We start from the raw sequence: 14,529 nt of genomic DNA on the forward strand, positions 1-14,529 counted from the left end.
CACTCCCCTTCATCGCAAGCGGGAGGTGCCGCCACCGCATCGTCGTCGGCGCCGGTCACGATGTCCTCCGCACCGGCACCGAGTTGTACTGGTTCAGGAACAACGCCCGAACCCGGGTGGGCTCGCCGTCCAGCTCCAGGTCGGGGAAGCGCTCCAGGGTCTGCTGGATCCACAGCTTCAGCTCGAGACGGGCGAGGTTGGCGCCCAGGCAGAAATGCCGTCCCCGACCGCCAAAGGCCTGGTGCTGATCGGCGAGGCCGGACCGGGTGATGTCGAAGGTGTGCGGATTGGGGAACACGCTCTCGTCCCGGTTGGACGCGATGTACCACAGCAGTAGCCGGTCGTTCTCTTTGATCGGCTGGCCGTGCAGCTCGGTGTCCTTGGTGGCGGCCCGGGCCATGAACGAGAACGCCGGGTAGCAGCGCAGCCCCTCCTCCACCGCCGCCGGGATCAGCTCAGGGTGCCGGCGCAGCAGCTGGCGCAACTGCGGGTCGCGCAGGATCTCCAGCATGGTCGCGCTGTAGGTGGCCCGCGTCGAGTCGTTGCCCGCCGACATCAGCAAGACAAAGAAGGTTGCGATTTCGAGCTCATTGAGCTTGTCGCCCTCGACCTCGGCGTCGACCATGGCGGTCAGCAGGTTGCCGCCTATCGAATCGTCGCGCTGCGCGATCCGGTTCTGGGTGTACTCGGTGATCTCGCCGACGACCGCCATGGTGTCTTGCCATTGCTCGCGGATGGCCGGGTCCTCGAACGCGGTGAACACGTTCGTCCAGTGCACCAGCTTCGCGTCGTCCTCGGGTGGCGTGCCCAGCAGCGAGCCGATCACGCGGGCAGGTATGGGCCGCGCGACGTCGGCGACCAGGTCGAATCTCTCCCGCCCGGCGACACCGTCGAGGACGCCGTTGATGATCTGCCTGACCCGGTTCTCGTGCGCGGCGACCGCCTCGGGAGTGAATTCCTTGATGACCAGCGCCTTGAGCCGGTCGTGGCGCGGCGGGTCCATCGAAATCAACTGCAGCCGTTGCAGATCCAGCGGTACGCCGATGTCGTCCATGTGAAAGATGCCGCGCCGCTCGGAGGAGAAGGTGCGGTGATCCCGGCTCAGGGCCCGGACGTCGTCGTAGCGGGTGATGGACCAGAATCCGCCCTCTCCGGGCAGGTTGCGCTGCGGGCTGAAGTGCACGGGTGACTCGCGCTGCAGTTGCGCAAAGAGTTCGTAGGGCGGGCCGTCGTCCCAGACGGCTGGGTCGGCCAGGTCGACGGTGTCGAGGTCACGGCGTTCGATAGTGGTCATGGAGACTCCTTGTACTTGCGTTGAATTACTTGGCGTTTCGGCTTCCGGCGGCAAGCAAGCGGTCGAGGGGTCTCCGCTGATCTTCAGTGTGCGCCGCAATGCCTTGACGGTAAATAGCCTGACGACGATGATTGACTTGCCCTGGGAGAGGCATCGCGGCCACATCGGGTCAGGTGGGTGCGTAGCGTTTCGTCGCCTGAAATCTTTGTGTGACAACGTAGCCCGCGGCATAGTTGGCGAGCGGTGTGCCGTTCCGAGTAACACTTGCGCCGCGCGGGCGCTAAGCACACCCGGTGACGCGTAGCCCACATATTCTCCTCATTTCTCGGCGATGCCGTAACTGGGCCAGGAGCCGTAGGATTCGGCGATGCGTTCGTTGTGGAGGCTACGACGCTCGGATCAGCACCGCGACGTCCGCTACGGACCAATTACCAATGAAACCTTGGCCTGAGAAGCCAAATCATCGGCGCGAGCCGCGAAATCGACTTCCCCGTGGGCGCGAATACGAACTACCGTTGAGTTCATGGCCGAAAACAGCCACGCCGACGTGGCGATTGTGGCCAAGGCCGCGGCCATGATCGCGAGTCGGCTGGACAGCAAGCTCAACCAGACCACACGCGCCATCCAGACGTTGTTGGTCGGCGAGATCTCGGAGTTGCGCGGAGACGCACAGTTGCTGCAACTACTGGAAGACACCGTAGCTACGAATGTCGACACGTTCTTCGCGGCCATTCGCTACAACATCCCGGTCAGTCACGTTGAGCCGCCGACCGCTGCACTGGAGTATGCGCGGCGCTTGGCGCAGCGGGAGGTGTCCGCAAACGCGTTGGTACGCGCTTACCGGCTCGGCCACCGAGCAGCGCTTGACGTAGTGCTTGCCGAGATCCGGGCCGCCGGCCTGGACCCGAAGCTTGGCCTGGACGTCTACGAGCAGATGGAAGCGGTCTCGTTCGAGTACATCGACCGGATCTCGCAGCTGGTGGTGGAAACCTATCAAGACGAGCGGGAGCGCTGGGTCGAGAACCGGAACAGCCTGCGCGCTCTGCGTGTTCGGGAGATCCTTTCCGGAGCCGACGTCGACGTCGACGCGATGACGACCGCAATCCGCTACCCGCTCAGACGTATTCACCTTTCGGCCATCGTCTGGTGTCCAGATTCCGGCAATCTCATGGCGCTGGGGCAGATGGAGCGGTTCGTCGAGGACCTCGCCGGATCGATTGGTGCTCAAAATGACTCGCTGTTCATCGCCGTGGATCAAGTGACGGGCTGGGCGTGGATTCCGGTGCCGCCCGACAGCATATCGACCGCGGTAGCGCGGATTCGTCGGTTCGCGCAGGCCGCAGCCGACGGCCTGTACCTCGCAGTCGGCGACCCGCTGCCTGGAGTGGCGGGCTTCCGCCGTTCGCACGACCAGGCCCAGGACGCCCGGGCAGTCGCTATTGCACCGGGTGCGACGGTGCGCCGGGTCACCGCGGCCAGCGATCCCGAACTGGCGATGGCTGCGCTGTTAGTTGGCAACTTGACCGCGGCACGTATCTGGGTTGGCGAGGTGCTCGGCCCCCTCGCTTCCACCACGGACAGCGACAGGCGGCTTCGGGAAACCCTTCGGGTGTTCCTGCGCACCGGTTCGAGCTATAAAGCCGCCGCAGAGCAGCTGCATCTTCACGTCAATTCGGTGAAGTATCGGGTGCGGCGCGCGCTCGAACGCCGAGGCCGGACGATTGCCGGCGACCGGCTCGATGTCGAAGTAGCACTTCTGCTGTGCGGCTGGTACGGCACGGCCGTGCTCGGTTGACGTGTTCGGCCGAGCTACAAGCACTTTGGGTTCGGGGCGTCCGTCCCCGGACCGGGGGTCGCGCATAGCTGGGCAGATGGTGCACCACCTGTTGCAGAGGTCATCGTGGCGGATGAGCTGTCAAACAGCCGGCCTGAGGGCAGCACGCGGTACGCCGGCAATGCGTGCGACCATGCCGCCGACAGGGCGGACGACGCGCCACACCGCCGGCACGACGGCGACGGCTCCAGGAATTAGCACCGGAAACAAAACCAGCACCAGCATCGCGACGATGGTCAGCACGGACATGAACATGGTTGGCTCGCTTTCTTCCGCAAAGCGGAACAGTAGGTTTTTGATTACTCAGGCACGGTCGGCGATTGAATTCTGCATTTCGCTTCGAATCCTGTGCCGCGCTCGGGAATCGAAATTACCCAGCGAGCCGGTCCTCGGCGACGTCCCGGACCGACGAACTATCGACGTGCATTAGTCCCCGGCGGACAAGGCGGTGCGGGGATCGCCATCATCGGTGGGCCCTGGCGGTCCGACTGGCCAGCCGGCCGCGCGGTCGAACCACGGGTGACACCCGCCCGTCGCCGATTAGTGGGCAGCCTCCGCGGACTGCGGCCGGTAGCGTAGCCGGTGTGGCGGTGGGACAGCGAGTGGCCCCAAAGCCGCCGGGACGACGTCTCACCGGTTGGTCCCGGCCACGATGAATAACGCGACCAGAGAGTGGGGACATGACCGAACCGACCGTCACCAACGCCACCGAGAACAATCGTTATGAGATCAGCGCCGACGGCGTGCGGGCCGGGCTGACCGCCTATGTCGACACTGCCGACACCGGCAGCCAGCGCATCTTCTACCACACCGAGGTCGACGAGAAATTCGCCGGCCGCGGCCTGGCCAGCACGCTCATCGCCGCGGCGCTGGCGGACACCCGCGCGGCGGGAAAGCGCATCGTGGCGATCTGCCCGTTCGTCGCGGCCTACGTCGACAAACACGACGACTACGACGACATCCTCGACCCGATCACGCCGCAGGCGCACGCGGCGGTGCGATCTCGGGCTTGAGTTCTTCAGCCCAGTCCCGCGTCCGTAAGCAGCCCCGACAGTCCGTGGTCGCGGCAACACCCGACCACCGCTGGGATCATGGCGTTGGCGTCGTCGGTTTTCCCTGTGGCCCTGAGTGTTTCGACCAGCAGCAGCTGCGCGCCCAAGGCCGCCCAGGGCCTTCGCGCGCCGTCGATTCCGGCCAGCAGCTCGGCGGCGCGCCGGCATGCCTGGTCGTGATCGTCGGCCGAGTCGCTCGCCGACAACAGGCGAATGGCGGAGTCCTCGTCGAGTTCGGCGATGATCGTGGCGATGCCGTCGTGTTGTGGGATGGTGCGGGTCGCGCGCAACCGCGCGGCGACCTCCTGCGGGATCTCGATGCCCAGCCGGATTCGCTCGTTGTTGACGGCCGCCGCCAACCGCGGCAGCCGCAGCCGCTCCGCAGCCGCCATGCCATCGGTGAGGCGATCGATCGCGGCGCCGCGATCTCCTTGCACTGCCTTGACTCGTGCGCCCGTCACGTATCTGGCGATCATGGTGTCGACTCCGGCACCCACGGATTCCAGCTGGTAGCCCTCATCCAGCAGACGCGTGGCCTCCGCTAATTCGCCTGTCTGGTAGAGCAATTCACCGAGAAGCGCGCTGGCGAGCCGCGCGGCGTAGGAGTGCTGTCCCGCCGTCACGCCCATCTCGTAGGCTTCCCGGAAATTCCTCAGGGCGCCGGGAATGTCGAGCACATACCTGGCCGCGATGCCGCCGAAGCAATGTGCGTACACGCCGACGAAGGGGCCCAGCATCTCCTGGTAGGGCTCCGCCCACGCGAGCAGCCGATTCGCGGCGTCGAACTCGAAACGGTGGACTGCCGCGAACGCTGCCAGGCCTCCTGCCACGCCGCCCACCCGCGGATGGAAGCTGTCAGGGCGCGCCAGCGCCTCGGCAACCAGATGATCGACGGCGTCCACCCGGTCGGCGAAGACCTCGCCGACTGCGCGCAGCACGTCGGCCTCCACCCGCAAATCTGCGCGCATCACGTCGCTGAGGCCTGCGCTATTCAGGGCCGTCTCGAATGACTTCAGCGCCGCGGCGGCGGGCGCCAGCCGTTGCAGCAGAACGTTCGCCCACGCCAGGGTCAGCTGCAGCCGCGCTCTCGAAACCACCAATCGCGGCGGCAGTTTCTTGACGATTTCCAGCAGCGTCGTCATCTTCGATTGCTCGAGCAGGTTGGTCTCGTCCTGCTCGACCAGGTCGACCGCCCGGGCGGCGTCGCCCGAGGCCAGCGCGTGGTCGACGGCTTCGTTGAGGTAGCCGTGTTCGGCGAACCAGTCCGAAGCCACGCGATGGAGTTGGGCTACCCGCTCGGGGTGATCACGTTCGAGCCGGTGGCGCAGGAATTCGGCGAACAAGTGGTGGTAGCGAAACCAGGTCGGGTCCTTGTCGATTCGCTGCAGGAACAGGCCGCGCTGCTCGATGTCTTCCAGCATTGCCTGCCCGCGCGGCACCTCGGCCAACGCGGACGCCAGCCCACCACAGGTGCGCCCGGTGACCGATGTCGCCAGCAAGAAGTCGAGCAACTCCGGTTCCAGGCTGTCCAGCACGTTCTCGGCAAGGAAATCGCCGATCATCTCGCTCGCACCGGACATCCGGCTCACCAGGCTGCCGGCATCGGCCCCGCCGCGCAGCGACAACGCCGCCAATTGCAGCGCGGCGACCCATCCGTCGGTCGAGGTGGCCAGTGCCCGCACGTCGCCATCAGACAGCCGCAGGCCATCGACATCGTTGAGCAGCGCTCGCGCCTCGTCGACGTCGAAACGCAATGCCTCACCATCGATTTCGACTAGTTCGTCGCGTATGCGCAATTTGCTCACCGGTAGCCCGGCACGTGACCAGCTGGTCACGATCACTTGCAAATGGTGGCAGCCGCGCTCGAGCAGAAAACCGAGTGCGCCGACGGTCTGAGGATCCGACACCCGGTGCCAGTCGTCGATGACCACCACCAGCCGATCGTCCTTGTGGTGTATCTCGTCGATGAGCGCGGTCAGCACATATCGGGCGGCGTCGTCGCCATGCTCGTCGAGCAGCTGCCCCAGCGACGCGGCAAGCGCCGGGCGAACCTGCCGGATCAACTCGAGCAGGTGCGCCAGAAACCACACCACGTTGTTGTCGTCGTCGTCGATGGTCAGCCAGCCGACGGGTACCCGATTGCCCAGCTCCTCGCGCCACTGGGCCGCCAGCGTGCTCTTACCGAAGCCGGAGGGCGCGTGGATGAGGGCCAGCCGTCGCCGGCCTCCCGCCCGCAACACGTCGAGCAGCCGGTTACGGACAACCAGCGATCGGGTCGGAACCGGCGGTCGGTACTTCGTCGTCGGTGTCGGCGGTGTCGGCGTGGCTCCGGTGTCCCGCCGCACCGCCGACGGAGCCACCGGCGACGTCCGGCGCTCCACACCCAGGTCGACGGGCAGGGCCATCTCGTCGACGGCCACGCCGCTGGCGCGCTGAACGTCGCGCAGCTCGTCGCCGAACTCCGCCGCACTTTTCGGGCGCGCTGCGGGATCGCGGGCCATCGCCCGTTCGATGAGTGCGGCCACGTCGGCCGGCAGGCCGTGTTCCCGCAGATCCGGTACCGGCTGCGACGTGATGCGCAGGAACTGGGCGATGACCTTCTCACCGCTGCGGCGCTCGAATGCGGCGTGCCCGGTCAGCGCGCAAAACAGGGTAGCGCCAAGGGAATACAGATCCGATGCCGGTGTGGGCGCCTTGCCTTCGAGCACTTCGGGTGCGGTGAACGCCGGCGAGCCGGTGATGATCCCGGTGGCGGTCTGGAAGCCGCCGGCCATCCTGGCGATGCCGAAGTCGGTCAGCTCCGGTTCGCCGTACTCGGTCAGCAGGATGTTTGCGGGCTTGACGTCGCGGTGCAGGATGCCGGCACGATGGGCGGCCTCGAGTGCACCCGCCAGCTTCACGCCGATGCGCAGCGTCTCACTCCAATCCAGCGGCCCGTGCCTACGGATCAGCGATTCCAGCGAATTCTTGGCGTGGTAGGGCATGACGATGAACGGCCGGCCGCTCACCGTGGTGCCGACCTGCAGGATGGTCACGATGTTCGGGTGGCCGGACAGCTTGCCCATGGCATGCTGCTCACGCAGGAAGCGGTCGAGGTTTTCCGGATCCAGGTCGGTGGTCAGCACCTTGACCGCGACTGTGCGGTCCAGCAGCGGCTGGGCGCACCGGTAGACGACCCCGAAACCGCCCCGTCCGACCTCGGTGACGTCGTCGAATCCCGCCTCGCGCAGTTCCGCGGGGATGTCGGGGACCAGACCCCGCTGTGTCGGGTGCGAATCGACGTCGATCATCGCCGGTCACTATCCTCCCCAGGGAGCCTGTTGAGCTCCGCTGACACTGACACCCTAGCGCCGATCGCGGTCAGCGAAAACGGGATTCTCGCCGGGCCGGGCTACGCTACAGCGTGCTGTCCAACTGTCCGAGCCGATCCGTCAGGCGCAGGTTCTCGGAGTAGTCGACGGGACAGGAGATCAGCGAGACGCCATCGTCGTCGAGTGCGGCTTTCAGCGTCGGCAGCAATTCCTCGGCGCTGGTGATGCGATAACCGTTGGCGCCAAAGCTTTTCGCGTAGCTCATCACATCGGGATTGCCGAACTTGACGTAATAGTGTTCGCCGAGTTCAAGATCCATCTTCCATTCGATCAGGCCGTAGCCGCCATCCTCCCAGATCAGCACCACCAGCGGTATCCGCTCCCGCACGGCGGTCTCGATTTCCTGCGAGTTCATCAGGAATGCGCCGTCGCCGACGACGGCCAGCACCTTCGACCCGGGCCGGGCCAGCTTGACCCCGAGGGCCCCTGGCAGGGCGAAACCCATGGTGGACAAGCCATTCGAGATCAAACAGGTGTTATGCTCGTACGTCGGGTACAGCCGGGCCATCCACATCTTGGTGGCCCCGGTGTCCACCAGCACCACGTCGCTGCGGCCCAACGCCGCGCGGATGTCGGCGACCACCCGCTGCGGCGCCAGCGGATAACGCGAATCATGTTGTCCCCGAGCGAATTCCTCTTTGAGCAAGCCGGAGCCGGGTACGTCGGTTCCGCAGTCGAAGCGGTGGCCGGACAGCGCGTCCGTCAGCGCATCCAGGGAGGCGCTGATGTCGCCGATGATCCCGACGTCAACCGGATAGTGCGCGTCGACCTCGGCCGGGAAACGGTGGATATGAATGATCTTCTTGTCGCCGCCCGGATTGATCTGGACGGGATCGAACTCCTGCAGCTCGTAACCGACGGCGATCACGACGTCGGCTTCGTCGAACCCGAAGTTGACGTAGTCGTGCCGCATGAACCCCATGGTGCCAATGCTGTTGGGGTGGTCGTCGGGCATCACGCCCTTGCCGTGGAAGGTGTTGGCCACCGGCACGCCGACCCCTTCGGACAAGCGGACCAGCGCCGCCGTCGCATCGCCCCGGGCAGCGCCATGTCCGGCCAGCACGACGGGCCGGCGTGCCGCGCGCAGAATCTCGACGGCGCGTGCCACCTGACCGGCCGCCGGCGCCTCGGCGCGCACCACATTCCGGGGCAGCGGAGCCAGGTCGGAATGGTCGGCTGCGTCGGCATCCAGATGCTCGGGCACCGCCAGGTACACCGCCGCCGGGCGTTCGGTCTCGGCGACCTTGAAGGCCTTGCGGAACATCTCAGGTATGGCACGCGCGGTGGGGACGCCGGCCGCCCAGCGGGTGATGGGGGCGAACATCGACACCAGGTCGACGTACTGGTGCGACTCCTTGAACTCCCGGTCCTGACCCACCTGCGCGGAGATCGCGACCATCGGGGTGCTGTTGGTGGTCGCGTCGGCGACACCGAGCTGCATGTTGATCGCTCCCGGCCCCAACGTCGCCGACACCACCGCCGCGCGGCCCGTGACCCGGCCGTACATCTCGGCCATGAACGCCGCCGCCTGCTCGTGGCGGGTGAGCACATAGCGGATGTCCGATGCGGCCAACGCCTGTACGAAGCGGATGTTCTCCTCGCCCGGTATCCCGAAGACGACGGAAACCCCCTCGCTTTCCAGGCACTTCACCATGAGCTGGGCGGCGGTAGTCACACTGGCCACAATAGTGGCAGGCTGGGCGGGGAACCTTCCGCTAGACCACCAGCAGAGGATGTCACCGTGCCCATCGCCTCGATCAACCCCGCCACCGGAGAAACCGTCAAGACCTTCACACCGGCGACCCGCGAAGAAGTCGACGCCGCAATCGCGCGCGCCTATGAGCGGTTCGCCGACTACCGCCACACCAGCTACGCGCAGCGCGCCCAGTGGGCCAACGCCACCGCCGACCTGCTCGAGGCCGAGGCCGACCAGACCGCGGCGGTGATGACACTCGAGATGGGCAAGACGCTGGCCTCGGCGAAGGCCGAGGTGCTCAAGTGCGCCAAGGGATTTCGCTACTACGCCGAGAACACCGAAGCGCTGCTCGCCGACGAGCCGATCGACGCGGCGAAGGTCGGGGCCGCCAGCGCCTACACCCGCTACCAACCGCTGGGGGTGGTGCTGGCCGTGATGCCGTGGAACTTCCCGCTGTGGCAGGCGGTCCGGTTCGCCGCGCCCGCCCTGATGGCCGGCAACGTGGGTCTGTTGAAGCACGCGTCGAATGTGCCGCAGTGCGCGTTGTATCTCGCCGACGTCATCGTCCGCGGCGGGTTTCCCGACGGTTGCTTCCAGACGTTGCTGGTCCCGTCCAGCGCGGTGGAAGACATCTTGCGAGATCCGCGGGTGGCCGCGGCCACGTTGACCGGCAGCGAACCGGCCGGCCAGTCGGTGGGCGCCATCGCCGGTGACGAGATCAAGCCCACCGTACTCGAGCTCGGCGGCAGCGACCCGTTCATCGTGATGCCGTCGGCCGACCTGGACGAGGCGGTCAAGACGGCCGTCACCGCCCGGGTGCAGAACAACGGCCAATCCTGCATCGCCGCAAAGCGGTTCATCGCGCACGCCGACATCTACGACGCCTTCGTCGACAAGTTCGTCGCGCGGATGGCTGCGCTGCGGGTCGGTGACCCGACCGACCCGGACACCGACGTGGGACCGCTGGCCACCGAGTCGGGCCGCGACGAGATCGCCAAGCAGGTCGACGACGCCGCGGCGGCGGGCGCGGTGATCCGCTGCGGCGGTAAGTCCCCGGACCGGCCGGGCTGGTTCTATCCCCCGACGGTGATCACCGACATCACCAAGGACATGGCGCTCTACACCGAGGAGGTCTTCGGGCCCGTCGCCTCGGTGTACCGGGCCGCCGACATCGACGAAGCGATCGAGATCGCCAACGCCACGACGTTCGGGCTGGGGTCCAACGCCTGGACCCGCGACGAGGCCGAGCAACAGCGCTTTGTCGACGAAATCGAGGCCGGGCAGGTCTTCATCAACGGCATGACGGTGTCCTACCCGGAATTGCCGTTCGGCGGCATCAAGCGGTCCGGCTACGGCCGGGAACTTTCCGGACACGGGATCCGCGAATTCTGCAACGCCAAAGCCGTCTGGGTCGGCTAACTGTTTGGTTGGCGAGCGGACGCCGGCTGACCGCGTCCGTGTCAGGTGACCTCCTGAATTTCCGGGGAGAGTTTCGGGGTGAAGGCCGCCGCCAGTACGGCTACCAGCCTGCGCACGGCCAGCGCCGGCTGCTCGGGCGTGGGTTCGTCGAGCCCCAGCACGGGGTCCAGACCGCGCATGTAGGGCGCCAGCGCCAAGTGCGGAAAGATCAGCAGCAGCAGGGACAACAACACGTCGATGTCGGCATCGGCGCGCAAGTCACCACGGTTCTGCGCATCGCGTACCAACGGCCGCAGCACTTCCAGGTAATGCCGATGAATGACACTGCGGACGCTGATCCGGGCGTCGGTGTCGACCTCCAGCGTCGCCGCGGCATGAAGGGCACGTTCACGGGGATGTTCGGCGTAGTAAGCCACCCAGCCGTCGAGCAGGTCGGTGAGAAATTCGAAGAACGGCCGGCTGGGATCGAGCTCGCGGATGAGCTTCTCCATGTGGGAGCGCACCCGCTGGCTGCCGATGTCGGCGATGAACGCGTAGAGGTCTCGCTTGTCGGCAAAGTATTGGAACAGGCTCCCCTTGGCGACCCGCGCGCGCCGTGCGATGACGTTAAGGCTGCCGTTGGAAAACCCGTGTGCCCCGAACTCGGCCTCGGCGGCTTCAACGATGGCCGCCCGGCGAGCCGGGTCGACACGCGCCCATGTCACCGTCGGCATACGCCTCCTCGCATCGATGACCGCTGGTCATTCTAGTGTGAGGTGCGTCATAGTCAAGGTCGCCCAGCTCAGCACCGCGACTGTCCCGAACTCGCCAGCCACATCAACGCCGTCGGACTGCTACCGGGTGAACCTCCAGCGCGATTGGCGTATGCGGCTGGATCGAAGCGACCCGTGCGCCGCTTATGGCCGCATCTGGTACGCGCCGTTGAGCGGTAGCACGTGTTCCTTCCAGATCCGGTCGTAACGCGCCGGGTCGTGGACGGGACGGCGGATCATCCGCATCGCGAAACGGGCCTGTTCGTCCGTGGTGGCGGACTTGTCGTGCAGCTCAACGGCATAGCTGTTGAAGTCGCGTACCAGCAAGCCGAAGATCTCGTCGATCAGCGCCTCGTCCACACCCGACAGCGGGGCCTCCTCCAGGATGAGCTGGGCGTAGGGCACCGTCGCGAACAACTGCCCCACACCGAAGGCGAAGTCAATGTCCTTCTGCTGCAACGCATCCGGGGTAGCGCTGGCCAGCATCTCGGCAAGCACGTCGATCTGGTCGCGCAGCAGCGCGATATTGGGTAGGTGGGCGTAGCTGTCGAAGGACGCGCGCCAATCGTGGAAACGCACCTTGCCCAGGCCACCGGTCGGACCCTGGTTGAACAGGAATGTGTCGTCGGCGGCGTCGTCTCGGCGGCCGATCAGCGGCAGCGCGGCGTCGGGGGCGAACAGGTAGTTGGGCATGAACTTGCCGAGCAGCCCGATGTTGATGTGGACGGTGCCTTCCAGCCGCGGCAGCAGCCCGATCTCGCGGGCCACGGTCTCGAAGAAGGTGTCCTTCTCCACGCCCTTGGCGGCGATGACGTCCCACAGCGCGGTGATGACGCGCTCGCCCTCGCTGGTGACCTTGGCCTTGGTGAGCGGGCTGTACAGCAGGTAGCGACGGTCGTCGGCCGAGGCGCTGCGCATGTAGTCGCTGGCCCGGGTCGCGACCAGCCGCATCGCGACCAGCCGCGCGTAGGCGTCGGTGAGCAGCCGGCGCACGTGACTGAAGTCGGTGACGACGGTGCCGTACAGGTGCCGGTTGGCGGCGTGGGTGACCGACTCGTACATGGCGTGGGTGCACATGCCGACCGCACCCCAGCCCAGGTTGTACTTGCACACGTTGACGGTGTTGAGCGCGGCGTGGAAGGCGCCCATCCCACGGTGCAGCAGGTCGGCCTCGGTGACCGGGTAGTCGTGTAGCGCATAGTTCGCCACGTAGTTCTGCGAGTTGACCACGTTCTTCTTCAGCTCATAGCGGTCGTGCCGGGAGTCGGCGGTGAAGAAGACGTATTCGTCAGGGTTACCCGAGGACCCCGCGATCTTGCCGAAGGTCGACACCATCCGGGCGACGTTGGCGTTACCGATGTAGTACTTCTCGCCATTAGCGACCCAGCCGTGCCCAACATCTTTTGCGGGGGTCAAGATCATGTCGGTCTGATAGACGTCGGCGCCGTGCGCCTGCTCCGACAGCCCGAAAGCGAACACCTCGCCCTGCTCCAGCTGGGCGGCGGCCTTGCGCTTAGCGTCCTCGTTGTCGCTCATCCAGATCGGGCCCAGGCCCAGCGCCGTCACCTGGAACGGGTACCAGTAGCTCAGCCCGTAGAAGCCGATGATCTCGGCGAACTCGCTGATCCGGTAGGTGTCCCAGCGGCAGTCCGAAGCGCCGTACTGCGCGGGGGTCAGCAGCGAGGCGAAGATCCGTTCCCTGCCGATGTGGTCCAGAAAGTCGGAGTACCACACCCGCTCGTGGTCATCGTGCTTGAGCTTTGCCTTGCCCCGAGACTCGAAGAAGTCCACGGTGGCCTGCATGATCTCCGCTGAACGCCGGTCGGGATATTTGCGTTGCAGGTTGTTGGGATTGAGCAGCATGAGGGTGGCTCCCGGTACGAGACTTCGGAAAAGGACGAGCGTAGACGGTACGCCATTGGCGCGGCTGCGGCGGCGGCGGTACTGCTACCGGCTCCTGTTGGGTGGCAAATATCGCCACACTGGCCGGCACAATCAGCAGCGCGAGCAATAACGCGGGCCAGCTCACCGCATGTCCGACCGCAATCTCGACGAACAGCGCGATGGCCGGGACCAACGCCAGCGTTCCTGTCACCAGTACCGGCGCCAACCGCTGAATGGCGTACTGCATCAAGAAAAATGGCACCACAAGAGAGGCGAACGCCGCCCCGATCGACATGCCGACCGACATTCTGGGCGCGGCGAGCAGTCCGCACGGGACCAGGATGAGCAACGCGGCGGCGGCCACCACCACGGTGGCGTAGTAGCGGTGAGCCATCACCTGCCAAACACTGATTCCGTTGGACCCCAAACTGCGGGAAACGATCGCCACCCCGCCGGCCGCGAATCCGTCGATGACGCCCAGCGCAGACGCCACCAGCAGCGCCCCGATGCCGCGGGAATCCGTCCCGGCCAGCGCGGCCACCAGCGCGGCGCCCAGCACGGCAAGCACGCCGACCGCCCACCATTGAGCGGCGCTGGGGCGCGTCGTGGCAGCGCCGCGACCCGCCCGAAGGCCCGACCAGGCGGTCACCGCAAGGGGAGCCAACGAGGCCCCCAGCGTGAACACCACCGCCGCGCCGTAGACCGCCACACCCAAGAAGAAGGCGACGAACGTCACGGCGGTCCACAAGTTCAGCCAGCCCAGGGTGCGGGTTGCCGCCACGCCGGTTCCGGCACCCGAAGCCTCGCGGTTTCGCCCGGTTACGCGGGACGCTAAGCCCCCGAAGAGGGTGCACGCCGCGGCGGCGATCGCCAAGATCAGCAGGCTGTCCGCCGGAGTGATCATCGACAACCCCAACAGCGCCGTTATCACCGCGTGCAAACCGTTACCCGCGATCAGGGCAAGCCAGGGCATCAGGTCATCACCATGGGATAACAGTGCCGGAAAGACGCGGCGACGTCTGTCGGCTAAGCGGGCATTGCGCAGGATGAATCCTGTGTCGTCTGGTGCCCCCCGATCGGGGGACAAAAGATTCGCCATGCGGACCGGACCGATCGGTGGAGTGCCGCGACGGCAAATTTCTTTACCGTTCTAAGTAACTTGGGCGGCCGGCATAGGCAGAGGTCGGGGATCTGGAAACCTTCGGGACTTCAGCGACGGGTTGGCAG

Annotated in this window: 10 protein-coding genes; 3 read left to right on the plus strand and 7 right to left on the minus strand. The window is 66.2% G+C overall.

What is annotated here, in order from left to right; translation table 11 throughout:
• Positions 1-55 precede the first annotated feature (55 nt).
• On the minus strand, positions 56-1,294 hold the full coding sequence (locus AWC07_RS20200; protein WP_036413555.1) for a cytochrome P450: 1,239 nt from the start codon (positions 1,292-1,294) through the stop codon (positions 56-58).
• 523 nt (positions 1,295-1,817) lie between these two features.
• On the opposite strand from AWC07_RS20200, the gene AWC07_RS20205 reads away from it, so the two are divergent.
• Positions 1,818-3,089: a PucR family transcriptional regulator gene (locus AWC07_RS20205; protein WP_036413557.1), complete on the plus strand. Its 1,272-nt coding sequence runs from the start codon at positions 1,818-1,820 to the stop codon at positions 3,087-3,089.
• Between the two features lie 120 nt (positions 3,090-3,209).
• Here AWC07_RS20205 and AWC07_RS27755 read toward each other — a convergent pair whose 3' ends face one another.
• Complete coding sequence (locus tag AWC07_RS27755; RefSeq protein ID WP_167380112.1) at positions 3,210-3,371, minus strand: hypothetical protein; 162 nt, start codon at positions 3,369-3,371, stop codon at positions 3,210-3,212.
• Between the two features lie 437 nt (positions 3,372-3,808).
• Between AWC07_RS27755 and AWC07_RS20210 the strand changes: the two genes are divergently transcribed.
• Positions 3,809-4,141 carry a GNAT family N-acetyltransferase gene (locus AWC07_RS20210; RefSeq protein ID WP_036413559.1) on the plus strand — a complete coding sequence of 111 codons (333 nt, stop codon included), beginning with the start codon at positions 3,809-3,811 and terminating at the stop codon, positions 4,139-4,141.
• A 5-nt stretch (positions 4,142-4,146) separates the two neighbouring features.
• Here the strand turns inward: AWC07_RS20210 and AWC07_RS20215 are convergent, their stop codons facing one another.
• Together AWC07_RS20215 and AWC07_RS20220 are read right to left on the minus strand one after the other, a co-directional pair.
• Positions 4,147-7,470: a serine/threonine-protein kinase gene (locus AWC07_RS20215; RefSeq protein ID WP_036413561.1), complete on the minus strand. Its 3,324-nt coding sequence runs from the start codon at positions 7,468-7,470 to the stop codon at positions 4,147-4,149.
• 106 nt (positions 7,471-7,576) lie between these two features.
• A complete protein-coding gene (locus AWC07_RS20220; RefSeq protein ID WP_036413563.1) occupies positions 7,577-9,226 on the minus strand; it encodes an acetolactate synthase large subunit in 1,650 nt (549 codons plus the stop codon).
• Positions 9,227-9,292: 66 nt separating this feature from the next.
• On the opposite strand from AWC07_RS20220, the gene AWC07_RS20225 reads away from it, so the two are divergent.
• Entirely contained in the window at positions 9,293-10,666 is a 1,374-nt protein-coding gene (locus tag AWC07_RS20225; RefSeq protein ID WP_036413566.1) for an NADP-dependent succinic semialdehyde dehydrogenase, read from the plus strand.
• A 41-nt stretch (positions 10,667-10,707) separates the two neighbouring features.
• Here AWC07_RS20225 and AWC07_RS20230 read toward each other — a convergent pair whose 3' ends face one another.
• From AWC07_RS20230 to AWC07_RS27120, 3 genes are all read right to left on the minus strand, one after another.
• Entirely contained in the window at positions 10,708-11,379 is a 672-nt protein-coding gene (locus AWC07_RS20230; protein WP_036413569.1) for a TetR/AcrR family transcriptional regulator, read from the minus strand.
• 183 nt (positions 11,380-11,562) lie between these two features.
• Positions 11,563-13,281: an acyl-CoA dehydrogenase family protein gene (locus tag AWC07_RS20235; protein WP_036413572.1), complete on the minus strand. Its 1,719-nt coding sequence runs from the start codon at positions 13,279-13,281 to the stop codon at positions 11,563-11,565.
• Positions 13,163-14,275, minus strand: coding sequence for a hypothetical protein (locus tag AWC07_RS27120; RefSeq protein WP_139829801.1), 1,113 nt, complete (start codon positions 14,273-14,275; stop codon positions 13,163-13,165). The genes AWC07_RS20235 and AWC07_RS27120 overlap by 119 nt, the downstream gene beginning before the upstream one ends.
• Positions 14,276-14,529 lie beyond the last annotated feature (254 nt).

The organism is Mycobacterium gastri, assembly GCF_002102175.1.
Classification (GTDB): Bacteria; Actinomycetota; Actinomycetes; order Mycobacteriales; family Mycobacteriaceae; genus Mycobacterium; species Mycobacterium gastri.